Here is an 18,670-nt window from a genome sequence, read left to right on the forward strand (position 1 = left end):
GCGCCCTTGTTCAATCACGTGGCTTACACAATCAGGATGGCGCGGAAATCGTTCACGTTGGTACGGGTCGGGCCGGTGACGATGAGGTCGTCCAGGCCGGCGAAGAAACCGTAGCCATCGTTGTTGCCCAGGTGCGCGCGCGCAGACAGTCCGCGTGCCGCGGCACGGTTCAGCGTATCGGGCGCGAGCAACGCACCGGCGTTGTCTTCGGAGCCATCGATGCCGTCGGTGTCGCAGGCAATGGCATGCACACCCGGCAGGCCGTCCAGCGCGACGGCGAGCGCCAGCAGGAATTCGGCATTGCGCCCGCCGCGGCCGCTGCCGCGCACGGTCACCGTGGTTTCGCCGCCGGACAGGATCACGCAGGGCTTCCTGAACGGCTGGCCGTGCTGCGCGACCTGCCGCGCGATGGCGGCATGCACCAGCGCCACGTCGCGCGATTCGCCTTCCATGCTGTCGGACAGGATGTGCGCCTCGAAGCCAAGTTCGCGCGCACGCGCCGCCGCCGCTGCCAGCGATTGCTGCGCGGTGGCAAGCGTGGCGCTGCGATGGCCGTCGAAACGCGCGTCGCCAGGCTTGGGCGTTTCGCCCGCGCCGCTCTCCAGATGCGCGCGCACATTGGCCGGTACCTCGATGCCGTACTTGGCGATCACCGCCAGCGCGTCGGCGCAGGTGGTGGCGTCGGGCAGCGTCGGGCCGCTGGCGATCAGCGTGGGATCGTCACCGGGAATATCGGAAATCAAAAGGGTCTCGACGCGTGCCGGCGCACAGTGCAACGCCAGCCGGCCGCCCTTGAGCGCCGACAGGTGCTTGCGCACGCAATTCATCTCGCCGATGTTGGCGCCGCTCTTGAGCAGCGCGCGGCTTACGGCCTGCTTGTCGGCGAGCGTGATGCCGGGCGCGGGCGCGGCCAGCAGCGCGGAGCCGCCGCCGGAGATCAGGCACAGCACCAGGTCGTCGGCGGTGAGGCCCCTGACCAGTTCCACCATGCGCTGCGCGGCGCGCTGGCCGGCTTCATCGGGCACCGGGTGCGCGGCTTCCACGACCTCGATGCGGCGGCACGCCGCGCCGTGTCCATAGCGCGTCACCACCAGCCCCGACAGTTCACCTTGCCAGTGCGTCTCGACCGCCTGCGCCATCGCGGCGGCCGCCTTGCCCGCACCGATTACGACCGTGCGGCCCTTGGGCGGCGGCGGCAGTTGCGGCGGCAGGCAATGGCTGGCGCTGACGGCGGCGACCGCGGTATCGAACAGGTCACGCAGCAACGCGCGTGGATCGGAAAGACCGGCCGGGCGCTGGGGCACCCGCAGGGCGGAGTGGGAATCGGTGGCTAGCATGACGGAATCCGGAAGTGCTGCTTCCCCGGCCGTGCGTGGCCGGGGAATGATGCTGGCCTGCCAGGGCAGGCCATGATGGTGCTGCTGGCTTACTTGGCGCCGCCCTTGGCGATCTCATGGTTGGACATGATCTCGATGGCGCGGCACAGCGCCGAGTGGTCCTGCTTGGCCCAACCGTTGGCGGCGCAGGTGTTGAACAGCTCTTGCGCGGTGGCGGTGTTCGGCAGCGCCACGCCCAGCGCCTTGGCGCCTTGCAGGGCAAGGTTCAGGTCCTTCTGGTGCAGCTCGATGCGGAAGCCCGGATCGAAGGTACGCTTGACCATGCGCTCGCCGTGCACTTCCAGGATGCGCGAAGCCGCGAAGCCGCCCATCAGCGCCTGGCGCACGCGCGCCGGATCGGCGCCTGCCTTGGAGGCGAACAGCAGCGCTTCGGATACGGCCTGGATGTTCAGCGCCACGATGATCTGGTTGGCCACCTTGGTGGTCTGGCCGTCGCCGTTGCCGCCGACCAGCGTCACGTTCTTGCCCAGCAGGTCGAACAGCGGCTTGACCTCGTCGAACGACTCTTGCGGACCGCCCACCATGATGGTCAGCGATGCCGCCTTGGCGCCCACTTCGCCGCCTGAAACCGGCGCGTCCAGGTAGGCGGCGCCCAGCTTGTTGATGCGCGCGGCGAAGTCCTTGGTGGCGATCGGCGAGATCGAGCTCATGTCGACCACGATCTTCCCGTGCGCAGCTTCCTTGCCGGCAGCCTTGAGCGCGGCGGCCACGCCCTTTTCGGCAAACAGCACGGCTTCCACGTGCGGGGTGTCCGGCACCATGATCACGATGATGTCCGCCCGCTTGGCGACTTCCTCGGCGCTGGTGCAGACGGTGACGCCGGCATCGACCAGTGCCTGCGGCGCCGGGTTGACGTCGTGCACGAACAGCGTGTGCCCGGCAGCGCGCAGGTGGCCCGCCATCGGCGCGCCCATGATGCCCAGGCCGATGAATCCGACGTTGCGTTGGTTTGCCATGTGATGTCTCCTTGATGCGATCGTTGAATGTTTGTGGGTTTACTGGTTCTGCTTACTGCACGCCGTGTTCCGCGCGCCAGCCCAGGCCTTCGGTGGTGGTCGTGCGCGGCTTGTACTCGCAGCCGACCCAGCCGCCATAGCCGATCTCGTCAAGCCACTTGAACAGGAAGTGATAATTCAGCTCGCCGGTGCCCGGCTCGTTGCGGCCCGGGTTGTCGGCCAGCTGCACGTGCTTGATCTTCGGAAGATGCGCTTTCAGCGTGGCGGCGATTTCGCCCTCCATGCGCTGCATGTGATAGATGTCGTACTGCACGTAGAGGTTGGGCGCGTTGACCTGTTCGATCAGGTCCAGCGCCTGCTGCGTGCGCGACAGGAAGAAGCCGGGAATATCGAAGGTGTTGATCGGCTCGACCAGCAGATCGATCTGCTCGGCGGCGAGCGCCTGCGACGCGAAGCGCAGGTTTTCCACCAGCGTTTCCTGCGCCTGCTCGCGCTTGATGTTCTGCGGCTGGATGCCGACCAGGCAGTTCAGCTGGCGCACACCCAGCACCTTGGCGTACTTGATCGCTTCGCCCACGCCGTCCTGGAACTCGCCCACGCGGTCCGGGTGGCAGGCGATGCCGCGTTCGCCCGCTTCCCACTTGCCGGCCGGCAGGTTGTGCAGCACCAGGTCGAGCTGGAAGCGGTTGAGCCGGTCCGCGATCTGGTCAGCGTGGAAGGCGTACGGAAAGAGGAACTCCACGCCGCGGAAGCCCGCGCGCGCGGCGGCTTCGAAGCGGTCGAGGAAGGCCACTTCGTTGAACAGCATGGTCAGGTTGGCGGCAAGTTTTGGCATAGATGTCTCCGGGTGACTTGTCTTGTGGTTCCGCTCGCGCGGATGCGGTGATTGGGGGCGCGCTGATGCAGCGGTACTGATTTGCAGAAAGCGCGCGGGCTCATGGCCCGCGCTTGTCAGCCTGCGATGCTTACGCCGTTTCCACTTCTTCGCGGAGGATGGCTTCCTCGATGTCTTCGATCGGCTCGAACTCGTTGATGTTGTCGATCTCGGTGCCCATCGCGATATTGGTCACGCGTTCCAGGATCACCTCTACCACCACCGGCACCGAGAACTCGGCCATCAGGTCGCGGGCTTCGGCAAAGGCCGGTGCGATGTCCTCCGGCTTGAACACGCGGATCGCCTTGCAACCCAGGCCTTCCACAACCTTCACGTGGTCCACGCCGTAGCCGTTGAGTTCGGGCGAGTTGACGTTGTCGAAGGCGAGCTGCACGCAGTAGTCCATCTCGAAATTGCGCTGCGCCTGGCGGATCAGCCCGAGGTAGGAATTGTTCACCACCAGGTGGATGTACGGCACCTTGAACTGCGCGGCCACAGCCAGCTCTTCGATCATGAACTGGAAGTCGTAGTCGCCCGAGATGGCCACCACATCCGATTGCGGCGAGGCCACCTTCACGCCGATCGCGGCGGGAATGGTCCAGCCCAGCGGGCCGGCCTGGCCGCAGTTGATCCAGTGGCGCGGCTCGTTGACGGAGAGGAACTGCGCGGCGGCGATCTGCGACAGGCCGATGGTGGACACGTAACGCACATCGCGCGGGAAGTACTGGTTCATCTCGCGGTACACGCGCTGCGGCTTGACCGGCACGTTGTCGAAGTCGCTCTTGCGCTGCATGGTGCGGCGGCGCTTCTGCACATCCGCCACCCAGCTCTTGCGGCACGGCAGGCGGCCGGCCATCTTCATTTCACGCGCCACTTCCACGAACTGTTCCAGCGCGGCCTTGGCGTCGGAGACGATGCCCAGGTCCGGGCCGAACACGCGGCCGATCTGGGTGGGCTCGATATCCACGTGCACGAACTTGCGGCCCTTGGTGTAGACCTCGACGCTGCCCGTGTGGCGGTTGGCCCAGCGGTTGCCGATGCCGAGCACGAAGTCCGAGGCCAGCATCGTGGCGTTGCCGTAGCGGTGCGAAGTCTGCAGCCCGACCATGCCGGCTTGCAGCGGGTGGTCGTCGGGCAGCACGCCCCAGCCCATCAGCGTCGGGACCACCGGCACGTTGACCAGCTCGGCGAATTCCACCAGCAGCTCGGCCGCATCGGCGTTGATCACGCCGCCGCCGCACACGATCAGCGGGCGCTCGGCCGCGTTGAGCATGGCGATGGCCTTCTCGATCTGCGGGCGCGAGGCAACCGGCTTGTACGGGGCGAGCGGCTGGTAGGTTTCCGGATCGAACTCGATTTCGGCGACCTGCACGTCGAAGGGCAGGTCGATCAGCACCGGACCCGGACGGCCCGAGCGCATCAGGTGGAAGGCTTGCTGGAACACTTGCGGCACCAGCGCCGGCTCGCGCACGGTCACGGCCCACTTGGTCACCGGCTTGGCGATCGATTCGATATCGACGGCCTGGAAGTCCTCCTTGTACAAGCGGGCGCGCGGCGCCTGGCCGGTGATGCAGAGAATGGGAATGGAGTCAGCCCAGGCCGAGTACAGGCCGGTGATCATGTCGGTGCCGGCGGGACCCGAGGTGCCGATACACACGCCGATATTGCCGGCCTCCGCGCGGGTGTAGCCCTCGGCCATATGCGAGGCGCCTTCCACGTGGCGGGCCAGGAAATGGTCGATGGTGCCGGCACGGCGCATGGCCGAGTAGAACGGGTTGATGGCGGCGCCGGGCACGCCGAACGCGGTGGTGATACCTTCTTTTTCCAGCACGGCAATGGCCGCGTCGACTGCTCTCATCTTCGGCATGTCTGTCTCCAATCGTTGATGCGATGTTTTGTGAAAAGCTGTGAATTGCTGCGAATCACTGTTGGAGCCCATGCTATTCCCGCAAGCGGGTTGGGATAAAGGGAAGGGAGATCAGTTGATTCGATACCTGTGATATCGAATGCGGCCGCGGGGCACTGAAACCACCATTGCCGGACGGTGCCGGGCCCGCGCCATTGCCATACGTTGTGTGACGGCAACGATACGTGGGAATTTGCGGTAAAAGGCCTGCCCACGCCCCCGGCGCCCCCCCGTTTGGCACGCCAAATGGCGACAATGTGCGGGTATCGCGCCAGTGCTCTCGCACCGCGTGGAACCCTCCATTGCCAACCGAATCGCCATGCTGACCAGGCTCCCTCCCACCCGAGAGCTGCTCGACGCGCTCAAGCGGAAGCCGCCCGCCGTATCCGATACCGCCGGTTCGCCCGCGGCCGCCATGAACCTGGAGCGGCTGCAGCGCGGCCTGCTGGGGCTGTTCTGGGCTTGTTCGCTGGCCGCGCTGCTGGCGACCGGCGCGGTGCTGTACACCAGGTATCAGATCAGGCAGACGCCGGCGCCGTGGCAGGCGCGGCTGGTCTATTGCCTGCTGGGGGGCAGCGTGGCGGGACTGGCGGCGCTGCTGCTGACGCACCTGCCCGCGCTCGCGCGCAGGTTGCGCGATCCGCTGGGCCAGCTGGCCGACCAGGTCGACCGGCACGATGAGGCGGAGAGCGCGCTGCTGCGCGCACTGGCGCGGATACCGGCCCAGGGGCTGCGCGCGCGGGCCCGGCGCGTGCATGCGCAATTGCGGATGTGGGAAGGGATAACGAAGACGATCGGGCTGCTGCTGGCGGTGAGCCCGTTCGCGCTGGCGCTGGTCACCGGGCTGGTCGAACTGCCGCACAAGGGCGGCAGCCTGTTGCCGCTGCTGTCGCTGTACGGCATAGCCTTCGTGCCCGGCGCGGCGCTGACGCTTTTCCTGCAACTGCAGGTCAGCCGGCCGCTGCGGCGGCTTGCCTACGTGCTGGCCGAAGCGGCCGAGATCAGTTCGCAGCTGGGGCGGGCGCCCGTGCAGGGCGCCGGTGCGCCGGCGGCTGCCACGGCGGCAACCGTACCCGTTACAGCGCCAGCCCCCGCGGTACCGTCGCCGGCGCCTGTTCCACCGGAGGTCCGCGACGCGTGGACACCAGGGGATCCAGGCTCGGCTTCGTCCGCGGAACAGCGGGAGGCGATCGAGGCGGTGGAGGCGGTGGAGGCGGAGGCGGACAGCGCAGCAGCGGGTCCGCCCACGCTATCTCACGCGGTCAGGTAAGTCTGCGCCAGGCGGACCCAGCAGGCCGCGCCCAGCGGCAGCACCTGGTCGTTGAAGTCGTAGCCGGGGTTATGCACCATGCAACCGCCGAACTCGCCTTCGCCGTTGCCGAGGATCAGGTAGCAGCCCGGCACCTCGTTCAGCATCCACGCGAAGTCCTCGCTGCCATTCAGGCCCTTGGGCGCTTGCGTCACGACCTTGTCGGCGCCGACAAGGTCGCTGCAAACCTGCTGCGCCAGCTTGGTTTCGCTCTCCGTGTTGACCATCGGCGGCGTCAGCTGGCGGTAGTCGATGAGCGCTTCCACGCCATGCGCCTGCGCGGTGAGGCTGACGATCTCGCGGATGCGCTGCTCCACCAGCGCGCGCGTTTCCGGGCGCGCGGCGCGCACGTTCAGGCCCAGCGTGACCGATTCCGGAATCACGTTATGGGTCGCGCCGCCGCGGATAAAGCCCACCGACAGCACCGCGGTATCGTCCGGCGCCACGTTGCGCGCCACCACGGTCTGCAGCGCGGTGACAATGGCCGCCGACGCGGCGATCGGATCCCGCGCGCGGTGGGGCATGGCGCCGTGCCCGCCCACGCCCTTGATGGTCACGTCCGCCACGTCGGACGACAGGCTCACCGGGCCCGGCAGCACCCGGAAGCTGCCGGCCGGCACGCCGGGCATATTGTGCAGGGCGAAGACCGCATCGCACGGGAAGCGCTCGAACAAGCCGTCCTCGATCATGGCGCGCGCGCCGCACAGGTTTTCCTCGTCGGGCTGGAAGATCAGGTTGAGCGTGCCATCGAAGTCGCGGCTGTCGGCCAGCGCCTTGGCGGCGGCCAGCAGGATGGCGGTGTGGCCGTCGTGGCCGCAGGCGTGCATCTTGCCCTGGTTCTTGCTGGCATAAGGCAGGCCCGTGGCCTCGACGATCGGCAGCGCGTCCATGTCGGCGCGGATGCCCAGGCGGCGCTTGCCGTTGCCCACCTTGAGCTGCCCGACAACGCCGCTCTTGCCGATGCCGGTATGCACCTCGTAGCCCCAGCTTTCCAGCAAGGTGGCAACGAGCTTGCTGGTGGCGCCCACCTCGAAGCCGAGTTCGGGCCGGGCGTGGATCTGGCGGCGGATGCCGATAAAGGTGTCGGCGTCGATCTGGATCTGCGGCAGCAGGTGCGGCAGCAACTGGAAGGGAGTCAGGGTGGGTTCGCGGGTCATTCTGTATTCCTTGGCTACGAAGCGGCAGGGGAGGAAAGGCTTTAGTCTTCTCGGGTTTCGCGGATCGTCAGCACCGCGAGGATGGTCACCGCGCCGCAGGCCATCATGTAGAAGGCCGGCGCCATCGGGTTGCCAGTCTTGGCCAGCATCCAGGTGACGATGAACTGGCAGGAGCCGCCAAACACCGTCACGCCCACCGCATAGATCACCGACAGGCCGCTGGCGCGCACCTTGGCCGGCAGGAGTTCCATCATCATCAGCAGCATCGGCGTGGAGCCCAGGTAGACGCTGGCGGTCAGCAGCGCGGACAGCGACAGCACCAGCGGCACGCTCGGGTAATGGGTCATCAGCCAGAACGCCGGATAGAGGCACACCAGCGTAAAGACCATCGAGCCCAGCACCAGCGGCTTGCGGCGCGGCAGGCGGTCGGCCAGGGTGCCGGCCAGCAGCGACATCACCAGGCACACCACACCCGTCACGCAGCCCGAGAGCAGCGACAGCGACGGCGGCAGATGCAGTTCCCGGATCATGTAGGTGGGCATGAAATACACCACCAGATAGGTGGCGACCGTGCCGCCGATGATGGTCAGGATGCCCTTGACCACGGTGCCGCCATGCTCGCGGAACAGCGTGCCGAGCGGGCTTGGSGCGTGCGSCTSGGCCGTGTGCGTCTCGTCCAGGTGMGCRCGGATATACAGCCCCACSGGCGCRATCAGCAGGCCCAGCACGAAGGGCRYGCGCCAGCCCCAGCTCTCCAGCGACGCCTGCGGCAGCACGCCATAAAGAATGGCGGCCGTGAGCGCGCCCAGCGTCGCCGCGATGCCCTGGCTGCCAAGTTGCCAGCTGACGCGAAAGCCGCGGCCCTTGACGCCGCCGGATTCCATCAGCATGGCGGTGGAAGCGCCGATCTCGCCGCCCAGCGAAAAGCCCTGCAGCAGGCGGCCGGCCACGATCATCAGCGGGCCGAACAGCCCGGCGAAAGCGTAGGTCGGGGCGAAGGCAAGGCACAGCGTGCCGAGTACCATCAGGCCGATGGTCAGCGTCATGGCGGCCTTGCGTCCGTGGCGGTCCGCGTAGTTGCCGATCACGAAGCCGCCCAGCGGCCGCATCACGAAGCCGATGCCGAACGTCGCCACCGCCAGCAGCAGCGAGCCGTAGGCGCTGCCGGACGGAAAGAACAGCTTGCCGATCAGCAGGGCGAAGAAGCTGTAGACGGTGAAGTCGTACATTTCCAGCGCATTGCCGATCGAGCAGGCGGCGATCAGGCGGAACTGGCTCTGGCGGGCCGGGCTGGCGGATATTGCCTGGGCAGGCGCCAGAGAAGGCGCGCCAGGCAGGGTGGCATCGTTCATGTCGGTGTCTCCACGAACTGGGTTGGGGGATCGGGCCGTGGAGGCCGGCGGTTGCCTGCGTCCAGCGTAGGGAATGTGGAATCCCTGGCGATGAAGTATTCAGGCAAACACGGCAAGCCAAAAATCATATATTTTCATCCTGATAACCAAATGGCATCGCCGTCATAACCAGGGTTGCGCCGCTATCGGTAGAAGTACGGAGAAGCCTTGTGCCACGCGGCATCGCGGCGCAGCGCCGGGTACGCGCGCGCGTGCCTGGAGCGCCCCACGCGCACGGCCGCGGGGCGTGGCGCACCGGCGCGGGGCACCGAAAAAAAACAGGAAAACAGGGAAAGGGAAAGATGAAGCTGCAGCAACTGCGCATCCTGCTGGCGGTAGCCCAGCACGGCAGCATCCACGAAGCCTCGCGCAGCCTGCATGTGTCGCAGCCGGCGCTGTCCAAGGCCATCGCCGAACTGGAACGCGAACTCGGCGTCACGCTGATGTCGCGTTCCGTGCGCGGCGTCAGCCTGACCGCCTACGGCGTGGCGCTGGTCAAGCGCGCCAGCCTGGTCGAGCAGGAGCTGCGCCACGCGCTGGAAGACATCGAAGCGATCCGCGGCCACGCCGACGCGCAGCTCAATATCGGCCTGACCGCCGTGGCCTCCAGCGGGCCGCTGCCCGATGCCATGGCCGCCTTCCGCAAACGCTTTCCCAATGTCGCGCTGCGCGGCTTCGAGCTGCGCCCGCAGCAGATCCTCGAAGGCCTGCGCGAAGGCCGGCTCGACCTTGGCCTGATCTCCACCAACAGCGGCCCCGGCACCGGCGCCTTCCAGTGGGAGCCGCTGTTCTCCACCGGCATGTCGCTGGCGGTGCGTGCCGGCCATCCGCTGCGGCGGGTACGCCGGCTGCGGCCGCTGCTCGACGCCGACTGGCTCGTCCTCGACCCGCTCGACGACCCCGGCAGCCCGCTGGCCAGCCTGATGCGCCTGCATCGGCTGGACATGCCCAAGCGCATCGTGCAGAGCGCTTCCAACCTGCTCGGCCTGCAACTCGCCACGCGCACCGACCTGATCAGCATGTGGTCGGACTTCGTGTTCGACGGCACCGGGCCGCTGCGGCTGGATCCCGCGTCGCTGGTGCGCCTGCCGATCAGCGACGAACTGCCGGAGTTCCGGGTGTTCCTGGTGTACCGGTCCGAAGACCTGATGACGCATGCGTGCGCGGAGTTCAGCAAGGAGGTACGGCATCGGGCGCAAGGGATGCCGCGGGGGCGGCCGGCGGTGCGCGGGCGCCCCTGAGCGCGGTTGCCGCAGGTCCCATGCGCCCCGGCGAATTGCGCCCATAGCACCGCGCGCATGCGTGGCGGCCTCCCATGCGCCACAATGACGCTCAGGAGACACACAGCATGGACAAGCTAAAGCAAATCGAAGCCTTTATCGCGGTCGTCGAGCACGGCAGCATGGCCGCCGCCGCCCTGACGCAGGGCGTGACGCCGGTGATGATCGGGCGCCGCATCAATGCGCTGGAGGCGCGCATCGGCGTGAAGCTGCTGCACCGCTCGACGYGGCGCATCGTGGTGACGGAGCAGGGCGCGGCCTTCATGGAGCAGTGCAAAAAGGCGCTGGCCGATCTCGACCGTGCCGAGATGCTGATCGCGGAAGGCAAGCACAAGGCAACCGGGCACCTGATCGTGTCGGCCCCGGCGGCGTTCGGTCGCAAGCACGTGGCGCCGCACGCGCCGGCGTTCCTGGCGGCGAATCCGGAGGTGCACATCTCCTTCAACCTGACCGATCGCGTGGTGGACCTGGTGCGCGAGGGTTACGACGTGGGCATCCGCATCGGCGGCGCCATCGATCCGAATTTCGTCGCCATCAAGCTGGCCACCAACAAGCGCGTGGTGTGCGGCACGCCCGCCTACTTCGCGCGCTACGGCGTGCCGCAGACGCTGGACGACCTGGCCCAGCACAACTGCCTGGCGTTCAACCTGCAGGGCGGCCAGCAGCGCGGCTGGTATTTCCAGCAGGACGGCAAGACCGTGACGGTGCGCGTGAACGGGAACCTCGATTGCAACGACGGCGAACTGCTGCACCGCTGGACCGGAGAGGGACTGGGACTGGGCTGGCGTTCCACGTGGGAAATCCTCTCGCAACTGGAGAGCGGCGAACTGATCACCGTGTTGGACGAGTACGCGCTGCCCGACTACGACATCCTTGCGGTGTACCCGCAGCAGCGTCCGGTGCCGGCCAAGATCCGTTTCTTTATCGAGCACCTGAAGGCGGCGTTCGCGGTGCCGGGCTACTGGACGGGGCGGCAGGGGCGATGATGGCGGCGTGGCTGGCGGACGCGGTCGTCCTGCTGCACCTTGCCTTTATCGTCTTCGCGATGCTGGGCGGCGTGCTGGTGCTGCGCTGGCCGCGCCTGGCATGGCTGCACTTGCCGGCGGCGGCATGGGGCGTGGTGGTGGAGTGGAGCGGGTGGATCTGCCCGCTCACGCCGCTGGAAAACGCGCTGCGCCAGCGCGCCGGCCTGCAAGCCTACGGGGGCGACTTCATCCAGCACTACGTTCTGCAACTGATCTACCCCGACGGTCTCACGCGCGAAATCCAGATCGTGCTCGGCGCCCTGGTGCTTGCGCTGAACATGGCTGTCTACTTCGCGCTCTACCGCCGCGTGCGGCGCCGGCGCGCCAACGCTCGCGCGTGAGCCCGCGCGGCGACTACGGCGCGGTCTTGAACACCGGCGCCCGCTTCTCCATATTGGCGCTCACCGCCTCCCGCTGGTTGGCGCCGCCGATGAGGCGGTCCTGTTCCACCGATTCGGCCAGCAGGATGGCGGCGCCATCGCCGTCTTCGCTCACCTGCATCAGGCGCTTGGCGGCGCGGATCGCGTCCGGGCTGCGGTTGGCGATGTCGCGCGCCGTGGCCAGCGCCGTCGCGCGCGGATCGTCCACCACGGCCGTGGCAAGGCCCAGCGCGCAGGCTTCTTCTGCGTTGACGATGCGTCCGCTATAGATCAGTTCGCGCAGGCGGTCCGGGCGTACCAGTCCGCGCATCAGCAGCATGCCGGCCATGTCGGGCACCAGGCCCCACTTGATTTCCATCACCGACATGCGCGTGTCCGCGCCGACGTAACGCAAGTCAGCGCCGAGCGCCACCTGCAGGCCGCCGCCGAACGCGACGCCGTGGACCGCGGCAATCACGGGTACCGGCAATTCGCGCCACACCATGCACGCGAACTGCGGCCGGTTGGAGATGCCATGGGTGCGCGCCGCAAGACGGCCGGCGGCGACGGCGTCGCTGCCGCCACCCAGTCCGGCCATGCTTTGCATATCGAGACCCGCGCAAAAGGCACGGCCTTCGCCGGACAGCACCACCGCGCGCAGGCCGGGCTCGCGCGCGAGCCGCTGGCCGGTTTCGATCAGCGCGTCGAACATGGCGGGATCGAGCGCGTTCATCTTGTCGGGGCGGTTGAGCCTGACCTCGGCCACGCCGTCTTCGATGGTCAGGATGATGCGTTCGCTGCTGGTGCTCATGTTGCGTTACTCCTTGCTTGAATGGGTTCCTGCGCCGTGGGCAGGACATAGTCTTTGAATTGCTCCCGCAGCTTCACCTTGAGCAGCTTGCCGGTGGCCGTGTGGGGCAGGGAATCGACAAAGGCGACATCGTCGGGCACCCACCACTTCGCTACCCTGGCGGCGAGGAAATCGAGCAGTTCGGCGGCACTGACTTCGGTGCCGGGGCGGCGCACCACCACCAGCAGCGGCCGCTCCTGCCACTTGGGATGCGGCACGCCAACCACCGCCGCCTCGGCCACGGCGGGATGACCCATGGTGGCGTTCTCCAGATCGATGGAAGAAATCCATTCGCCGCCGGACTTGATCACGTCCTTGGCGCGGTCCACCAGTTGCACATAGCCGTCGGCATCGATATTGGCAACGTCGCCGGTGTCGAACCAGCCATCGGCATCGAGCGCGTCATTTTCGGCCTTGAAGTAGGCCGAGGCGATCCACGGCCCGCGCACCTTCAGCCGGCCGAAAGCGTGGCCGTCGTGCGGCAGTGCGTTGCCCTGGTCGTCCTCGATGCGCAGGTCCACGCCCCACAGCGCGCGGCCCTGCTTGAGCTTGACCTTCAACTGCTCCTGCGCGCCGAGTTCCCGGTGCTTGGGCAGCAGGGTGCTGATCACGCCGATCGGGCTGGTTTCCGTCATGCCCCAGCCCTGGATGAAGCGCGCGCCGAACTGCTGCTCGAAGCGCTCGATCATCGCTGCGGGCGCGGCCGAGCCGCCCACGCCGGCGAGCTTCAGCCCGAGCGAGCGCGGGTCGATCTCCGGGTGCGCGTCGAGATACTGGAACAGCATCAGCCACACGGTGGGCACCGCGGTGGAGAAGGTCACGCGCTCGTCGCGCAGCATGCGGTAGACGCTTTCGCCGTCCAGATGCTGGGCAGGCAGCACCATCTTGGCCCCGGTCATGGCACAGGCGTAGGGCATGCCCCAGGCGTTGGCATGGAACAGCGGCACAACCAGCAGGATGGCGCTGTCCACGCCTACGCCGAAGGTGTCGGAAGCACAGGCCTTGAGGCTGTGCAGCACGGTGGAGCGGTGCGAATACAGCACGCCCTTGGGGTTGCCGGTGGTGCCCGAGGTATAGCAAAGGGACGACGCGGTGCGCTCGTCGAACTGCGGCCATGCGTAATTCTCGTTGCCGGCGTCGATCAGGTCTTCATAGCACAGCAGGCTCGGCAGTCTGCCGGCAAGGCCGAGCGCGTCGGTGCCGGCGCGGTCGGTCATCGCCACGTAGTGCGTGACCGACGTCAGGCGCGGCGCAAGCTGCATCACCAGCGGCGCGAAGCACGGATCGAAGAAGAGCACGCGGTCTTCAGCGTGGTTGATGATGTAGTCGATCTGCTCGGGGAACAGGCGCGGGTTGACGGTATGCAGCACCACGCCCGCGCCGGATACCCCAAAGTACAGCTCCAGGTGACGGTGCGTATTCCACGCCAACGTGCCGACGCGATCGCCCTGTGCGACGCCGAGTCCGGCGAGCGAGCTGGCGATGCGCCTGGCGCGGTTGTGTACCTCGGCATAGTCGGTGCGCACCGTGCCGCCCTCGATCGTGCGCGACACGATCTCCTGCAGCGGGTGGTACAGCGCGGCGTACTCGATCAGGGAAGAAATCAGCAACGGACGGTCTTGCATGAGGCCTAGCATGATGCGCGTCTCCTGGTTTCGGCATTGTGGTGCGATGCGTAGTCAACATAACGGCGGTGGCATCACCGTCCGGCGTGCGAGAGTTTCAGCGCCCCTTGAATGCCGGCTTGCGCTTCTCCAGGAACGCCGCCACGCCCTCCTTGAAGTCCTCGCTCTTCGACGCGCGCGATTGCATCGTGGCTTCGCGTTCGAGCTGCGTGGGCAGGTCGCTCTCCAGGCTGGCGTTAAGTGCTTCCTTGATCAGGCCATAGGCAAAGGTAGGCATCTGCGCGAGGTGGGCCGCCAGCTTCGCGGTCTCGGCGGGCAGGGCTTCGTCTTCATGCACCTTCCACACCAGGCCGATGCGGTGGGCTTCCTCGGCGTCGATCTTCTCGGCCAGGATGGCCAGCGCGCGCGCGCGCATCTCGCCCGCGTAGCGCGGCAGGAAGTAGGTGCTTCCCGCATCGGGCACCAGGCCGATCTTCGAGAACGCCTGCAGGAACGACGCGGAGCGGCCGGCCAGTACCACGTCGCCGGCCAGCGCCAGGCTCATGCCGGCGCCGGCCGCCACGCCGTTGACCGAGGTGATGACAGGCTTGGGCATATTGCGCAGCGCCAGGATGATCGGGTGATAGCGCTCGCGCAGCAGCGTGCCGGAGTCCTTGAGTTCGGCCTGGCGCCCGGCGAGATCCGCGCCTGCGCAAAAGCCACGGCCATTGGCGGTGAGCACGACCGCGCGTACAGCTTCGTCCTGCGCGGCACGCTCGACCGCGGCGCGCAGCTCTGCCATCAGCTCCGCATTGAGCGCGTTGAGCACGTCGGGGCGGTTCAGGGTGATGGTGGCCACGCCTTCGGCGGCGTGATAGAGCACGGGCGATGTCATTGGTTGTCTCCTTGATTGATGTGTCTTGATGCAGGTGTCTTGATGCGCTAATGCGCTAATGCGCCGGTGCCGCTGCGGACCGGCGCGCGGGTTCAGGCAGCCTTGCCGGGCGCCTTGGGCGGTTGCAGCGCATCGGCCGAAGCGTCGCCCAGCTTGCTGCCGCCGTCGCAGTCCACGATGGTGCCCGTGATATAGCGCGCGTTGTCGGTGGACAGGAACAGCGCGGTGTTGGCGATATCGCTCTTGTCGCCGTAGTCGCGCAGCGCCAGGCGCGCCTTGAAGCGCGCCTCCATCTCCGGCGTGGGCGCGAGCCGCGCCATGCCTTCGGTCCCGGCGATGGGGCCGGGCGAGATGCCGTTGACGCGCACGCCCGCCGGGCCCCATTCCATCGCCAGGCATTTCACCAGCATATTGATGCCGGCCTTGGCGGCGCACACATGGGCCTGGAACATCATGGCGTTGACCGCCTGCGGCGCGGTGATGGCGATCAGCGAAGCGCCGGGGGCGTTGAGGAAGGCAAAGCAGGCGCGGAAGACATTGAAGGTGCCGATCAGGTCGATATCCACCACGGTCTTGAAGCCGTTGGCCGACATGCCCAGCGCCGGCGCGACAAAGTTGCCGGCCGCGCCCGAAATCACGATATCGATCGGCCCGAGTTCATCGCGCGCGCGTGCCAGCGCCGCTTCCACCGCGGCGTAGTCGCGCACATCGGCCGCCATGCCGAGCGCGCTGCCGCCGGCATCGTTGATGGTGGCCGCCGCCGCCGCGATGCGCTCGGGGTCGCGGCTGACCAGCGCCAGCCGCGCGCCGGCTTTCGCGAAGTGCTGGGCGATGTCCAGGTTGATGCCGGACGAGGCGCCGGCGATAAACACGACCTTGCCGGCCAGGACGTCGTCTCGGAACGCGTTGGACATGGGTTTCCCTCCCTGGGTTGGGTTGGATGATGAAAGCGGATGGCCCGGCAAGCGAGTCGGGCTGGAAGGTCAGTCGCGGCCGCGCGGGCCGGACGAGGGCGAAGTGCGCCCGGCGGCGTGGAGCGGCCGGGCCGGGACTGCGGAAAGCGGCATGGAACGGGTCATGTCTGTCTCCTGTCTTCCTGTCTTTTAAGCGGCCTCTGACTTGGGCCTCCGACATCCTACTCCGATGCCGCGATTCGATCACGTACGGATGTGGCAATGAAGGCGCGCGTGGCACGCAACAAGGTGGGTGGGAGCAGGGCGGGGGCGGCAGGCGGGCAGGCGCGCGGAAAAGCGCCGCGCAAAAGAAAAAGCCCGCACCCAGGCCGGCGTGCGGGCTGCCGTCGCAAGGGACGGGCCATATGTCATGAAGCGCGCCCCCGCATCTTCATGACGGGGTCCATGATGGTGCAAAGGCGCGGTGCCCGCCTTGACCCAGGTCAAGCGCTTGCCACGGGCGCGGCAAACGATGGCCTCGGGATGGCCTCAGGCCAGCAGCGCCGTCACCAGGTCCTTGCCGTGGGCGGCCGGCACCTGGTCGAAATGCAGTGCTGCCTCGACGTGGCCCAGGTGCTCCACCATCAGCGTCACGGCGCGTTCGGTGTCGCCGGCGCGAGCCGCCTCGATAAACTCGCGATGTTCATCGGAAGAGCAGGCGGCATCGCGGCGGGACTGGTAGAGCATGGTGATCACGGCACTGCGCATCGACAGTTCCTGCAGCATGCCGGTCAGTACGCCATTGCCAACCACTTCCGCCAGCATGATGTGGAAATCGCTCAGCAGGCGGGTGCGCAACTGGGCATCGACGCCGCCCAGCGCCTTTTTCTCGGCGGCGAGGTGCCGGTCGATGCGCTTATAGTCGGCCGCGCTGGCGCGCGCCACGAATTCACGCGCCAGCGCGGCCTCCAGGATGCGGCGCACCGCGAACACTTCGCGCGCCTCCTCGGCGCTGGGCTTGGCCACGAAGGCGCCTTTGTCCGGCACGATCTGGATGAGCTTGTCCTTGGACAGCATCAGCAGCGCGGCGCGCACCTTGGTGCGGCTGACGCGGTAGACGCTCGCCAGGGCCTCCTCGCGCAGCTTGGTGCCGGGCGGCAGGCGGTGCGAAACGATGGCCGCGACAATGTCTTCGGCGATCGCTTCGGCGGTCATGGCAGGATCGATATGCTCGGGCATGGTTGCGCACTTGCGCTGCGTCTCAGTGAGGAATGCCGAGATTCTAGCGCCCCGCGGCCGCGCCGGGCAGCGGGGATGCCCCGGGGGTGGCCAGGGCGCCTTCGTGCGGCGCCGGCGCAAGGCCCGCGTCGAGGTCGGTGGCGTCGATCTTGCCGTTGAGCACGTCGTGGGCGCGAGCCCGGTCGATGTCCTTCTCCCAGGCGGCTACCACCACGGTCGCCACGCAGTTGCCGATCAGGTTGCCCACGGCGCGGGCGATGCCGATGAACCAGTCCACCGACAACACCAGCACCAGGCCGATGGCGGGAATCGCCGGGTGCGCCGACAGCGTGGCCGCCAGGATCACGATGGCCGAGCCGGGAATGCCGTGCGCGCCCTTGGACGTGACCAGCGCCACCGCCAGAATGCCCAGCAGGTCGCCCAGCGCCAGCGGCGTATTGGTGGCCTGGGCGATGAAGACCGCGGCCAGCGTCAGGTAGATGGAGAAGGCGTCGAGGTTAAAGGAGTATCCGGTGGGGATCACCAGCCCCACCACCGATTTCTTGATGCCCATGAATTCGAGCTTCTTCATGATCTGCGGCAGCACGCTGTCCGACGACGCGGTGCCCAGCACCACCAGCAGTTCGGCGCGCAGGTAGCGGATCAGCTTGATCACCGAGAAGCCGCACAGGCGCATCACCGTGCCCAGCACCACCAGCACGAACAACATCACCGCGCCGTAGAACACCACTACCAGGTAGCCGAGTTGCTTGAGCGAGCCGATGCCATACTTGCCCACGGTAAAGGCCACCGCGCCCAGCACGCCCAGCGGCGCCAGCTTGATGATGAAGCCCATCATCTTGAACAAGGTGTGCGAGAAGGTGTCGATCATCGACACCAGCGGCCGGCCGCGCTCGCCCACCAGCGACAGCGCGCAGCCGAACAGGATCGACACCAGCAGCACCTGCAGCACGTCGCCGCTGGCGAACGCGCCCATCACCGTGCTCGGAATCAGCTTGAGCAGGAAGTCCACCATGCCGGCGCTCTTGACCTTTTCGGCGGAGTCCACGTAGGCCGACATCGCCGATGCGTCGAGCGAGGCCGGGTTCACGTTCATACCGGTGCCGGGATGGAAGATATAAGCCAGCGCGATGCCCAGCGCCAGCGCGATGGTGGTGACCACCTCGAAATACAGCACCGCCTTGATGCCGACCCGGCCCACCTTCTTCAGTTCGCCGGCGCCGCAGATGCCGGCCACCACCACGCAGAAGACGATTGGCCCGATCAGCATCTTGATCAGCTTGATAAAGGCGTCGCCAAGCGGCTTGAGCTTGGCGGCGAACTCGGGGAAGAACAGGCCGAGTGCAGTGCCCAGCACCAGGGCGATCAGCACCTGGCCAAACAGGGAGCGGGTGAAACGGGTAATAGCGGACTGCGGGCGGGCGGAAGCGGACCGCGGCTGGACTGCTGGGTGCATCGTTGTCTCCATGCGGACGCGTCCTAGACTTTGGCTGGCGCGTCCTGTCATTGCTGCAGGAATTGCCGGTTGCCCGCGT

16 protein-coding genes are annotated in these 18,670 nt (G+C 67.3%); 4 read left to right on the forward strand and 12 right to left on the reverse strand.

The features are described 5' to 3' along the window. Nucleotides 1-23: 23 nt before the first annotated feature. The 4 genes from AC1DN0_RS01345 to gcl all read right to left on the reverse strand — a co-directional run bounded on the left by AC1DN0_RS01345 (nucleotide 24) and on the right by gcl (nucleotide 5,094). Entirely contained in the window at nucleotides 24-1,337 is a 1,314-nt protein-coding gene (locus AC1DN0_RS01345; RefSeq protein WP_441636850.1) for a glycerate kinase type-2 family protein, read from the reverse strand. An 89-nt stretch (nucleotides 1,338-1,426) separates the two neighbouring features. After that, on the reverse strand, nucleotides 1,427-2,353 hold the full coding sequence (gene glxR, locus AC1DN0_RS01350; RefSeq protein WP_441636848.1) for a 2-hydroxy-3-oxopropionate reductase: 927 nt from the start codon (nucleotides 2,351-2,353) through the stop codon (nucleotides 1,427-1,429). A gap of 52 nt (nucleotides 2,354-2,405) precedes the next feature. Then, nucleotides 2,406-3,188, reverse strand: coding sequence for a hydroxypyruvate isomerase (gene hyi, locus AC1DN0_RS01355; protein ID WP_441636846.1), 783 nt, complete (start codon nucleotides 3,186-3,188; stop codon nucleotides 2,406-2,408). Nucleotides 3,189-3,318: 130 nt separating this feature from the next. Then, nucleotides 3,319-5,094 carry a glyoxylate carboligase gene (gene gcl, locus AC1DN0_RS01360; protein ID WP_477111206.1) on the reverse strand — a complete coding sequence of 592 codons (1,776 nt, stop codon included), beginning with the start codon at nucleotides 5,092-5,094 and terminating at the stop codon, nucleotides 3,319-3,321. Nucleotides 5,095-5,452: 358 nt separating this feature from the next. On the opposite strand from gcl, the gene AC1DN0_RS01365 reads away from it, so the two are divergent. Further along, entirely contained in the window at nucleotides 5,453-6,403 is a 951-nt protein-coding gene (locus AC1DN0_RS01365; protein ID WP_441636842.1) for a hypothetical protein, read from the forward strand. Here the strand turns inward: AC1DN0_RS01365 and AC1DN0_RS01370 are convergent. Together AC1DN0_RS01370 and AC1DN0_RS01375 are read right to left on the reverse strand one after the other, a co-directional pair. Further along, a complete protein-coding gene (locus AC1DN0_RS01370) occupies nucleotides 6,388-7,599 on the reverse strand; it encodes a M20 aminoacylase family protein (protein WP_441636840.1) in 1,212 nt (403 codons plus the stop codon). The genes AC1DN0_RS01365 and AC1DN0_RS01370 overlap by 16 nt on opposite strands. 41 nt (nucleotides 7,600-7,640) lie before the next feature. Continuing rightward, a complete protein-coding gene (locus AC1DN0_RS01375) occupies nucleotides 7,641-8,951 on the reverse strand; it encodes an MFS transporter (RefSeq protein ID WP_477145485.1) in 1,311 nt (436 codons plus the stop codon). Between the two features lie 341 nt (nucleotides 8,952-9,292). On the opposite strand from AC1DN0_RS01375, the gene AC1DN0_RS01380 reads away from it, so the two are divergent. The 3 genes from AC1DN0_RS01380 (at nucleotide 9,293) to AC1DN0_RS01390 (ending at nucleotide 11,636) form a co-directional block, all read left to right on the forward strand. Further along, nucleotides 9,293-10,231 carry a LysR family transcriptional regulator gene (locus tag AC1DN0_RS01380; protein WP_441637276.1) on the forward strand — a complete coding sequence of 313 codons (939 nt, stop codon included), beginning with the start codon at nucleotides 9,293-9,295 and terminating at the stop codon, nucleotides 10,229-10,231. Nucleotides 10,232-10,338: 107 nt separating this feature from the next. Then, nucleotides 10,339-11,256, forward strand: a complete 918-nt coding sequence (locus AC1DN0_RS01385) for a LysR family transcriptional regulator (RefSeq protein WP_477145486.1) — start codon at nucleotides 10,339-10,341, stop codon at nucleotides 11,254-11,256. Beyond that, the gene (locus AC1DN0_RS01390) at nucleotides 11,253-11,636 is read left to right on the forward strand and encodes a DUF2784 domain-containing protein (protein WP_441637278.1); all 384 of its coding nucleotides are present in this window, start codon (nucleotides 11,253-11,255) and stop codon (nucleotides 11,634-11,636) included. Before AC1DN0_RS01385 ends, AC1DN0_RS01390 begins: the two co-directional genes overlap by 4 nt. Nucleotides 11,637-11,649: 13 nt before the next feature. On the opposite strand, the gene AC1DN0_RS01395 is transcribed toward AC1DN0_RS01390, so the two are convergent. The 6 genes from AC1DN0_RS01395 to AC1DN0_RS01420 all read right to left on the reverse strand — a co-directional run bounded on the left by AC1DN0_RS01395 (nucleotide 11,650) and on the right by AC1DN0_RS01420 (nucleotide 18,540). Then, complete coding sequence (locus AC1DN0_RS01395; RefSeq protein ID WP_441637280.1) at nucleotides 11,650-12,465, reverse strand: crotonase/enoyl-CoA hydratase family protein; 816 nt, start codon at nucleotides 12,463-12,465, stop codon at nucleotides 11,650-11,652. Further along, nucleotides 12,462-14,141 carry a long-chain-fatty-acid--CoA ligase gene (locus AC1DN0_RS01400; RefSeq protein ID WP_441637282.1) on the reverse strand — a complete coding sequence of 560 codons (1,680 nt, stop codon included), beginning with the start codon at nucleotides 14,139-14,141 and terminating at the stop codon, nucleotides 12,462-12,464. Before AC1DN0_RS01400 ends, AC1DN0_RS01395 begins: the two co-directional genes overlap by 4 nt. Nucleotides 14,142-14,226: 85 nt before the next feature. Beyond that, entirely contained in the window at nucleotides 14,227-15,003 is a 777-nt protein-coding gene (locus tag AC1DN0_RS01405) for an enoyl-CoA hydratase-related protein (RefSeq protein ID WP_045239312.1), read from the reverse strand. Nucleotides 15,004-15,095: 92 nt separating this feature from the next. Further along, the gene (locus AC1DN0_RS01410; RefSeq protein WP_477145487.1) at nucleotides 15,096-15,917 is read right to left on the reverse strand and encodes an SDR family oxidoreductase; all 822 of its coding nucleotides are present in this window, start codon (nucleotides 15,915-15,917) and stop codon (nucleotides 15,096-15,098) included. Nucleotides 15,918-16,445: 528 nt separating this feature from the next. After that, a complete protein-coding gene (locus tag AC1DN0_RS01415; protein ID WP_477102469.1) occupies nucleotides 16,446-17,135 on the reverse strand; it encodes a GntR family transcriptional regulator in 690 nt (229 codons plus the stop codon). A gap of 43 nt (nucleotides 17,136-17,178) precedes the next feature. Further along, nucleotides 17,179-18,540 (reverse strand): C4-dicarboxylate transporter DctA, encoded by a 1,362-nt coding sequence (locus tag AC1DN0_RS01420; protein ID WP_441637264.1) that lies wholly within the window; start codon nucleotides 18,538-18,540, stop codon nucleotides 17,179-17,181. Nucleotides 18,541-18,670 lie beyond the last annotated feature (130 nt).

The sequence above is a fragment of the Cupriavidus sp. 05N39 genome, from assembly GCF_056397325.1.